This is a genomic window from Knoellia aerolata DSM 18566 (assembly GCF_000768695.1).
Classification (GTDB): domain Bacteria; phylum Actinomycetota; class Actinomycetes; order Actinomycetales; family Dermatophilaceae; genus Knoellia; species Knoellia aerolata.
In genome coordinates this window covers 1-712 of record NZ_AVPL01000156.1, presented here as the reverse complement: position 1 = coordinate 712, position 712 = coordinate 1, and the positions used below count along the sequence as shown (strand labels likewise).

At 65.2% G+C, this 712-nt stretch carries 1 protein-coding gene; it reads left to right on the top strand.

The genetic code is table 11. From position 1 onward, the window contains the following. Positions 1–227: 227 nt before the first annotated feature. A partial coding sequence (locus N801_RS21435) for a hypothetical protein (protein WP_211254767.1) occupies positions 228–712 on the top strand: 485 nt, incomplete at its 3' end.

Here is a 712-nt window from a genome sequence, read left to right as displayed (position 1 = left end):
CCGCCCTCCACTAAACCCGGGGCGGTTCACTAGGGCCACAAGCCCATGATGGCGTCCCCCGAGCCGGGATGGCACCGGGCAGGCATTAACCCCCGAGCGCCCAGTCACGTTCGGCACAGCGGCGCCCGTCTTCGGGGGTCAAACCCTCTGGGCGAAAGCGGCTGTGTGACGCAGACTCGGCGCGGATGCGCACATTCTGGGGACCCACAGTCCACTACGGTCTTTGAATGCCCGACGATATCTGGCCTGGAGGCACGACGAGTTCTGCCGCGGATACGCTCTTTGACCTCGACATCAGCGACTCCTCTTCCGAACGTGGCAGTTCAGTGCCAGAGCCGGGATCGCCCGCCGGACCTCCCCGCGCCCTTCGCCGGCTTACTCTTTCGGCGACCACTTGGGACGACATCACGCGCTGGTCGCGCGATCAGCACTCGCAGGACACGTATCGGTACGTCGTGGGGCAAACCGGTTTTACAGGGACGTGGCGCGTGGCACTGGTGTTGGTGGCGGGTAACGTCGTGGGCGGGGTGGTGGTGCGGCGATGGGGACGCCCGGGCCGCGGCCAGGACGGCCTTCAAATTGCCACGGCAGGCCGCATCCCACATGCAGTCTCGTGGGACATTCTCGCAAGTGAACTTCCAGACAGGAGTCGTCAGCATCTTGACCGGGGCGATGGTGACGCGTTGCCCCCAGTCACAAGTGCTGACCTAGA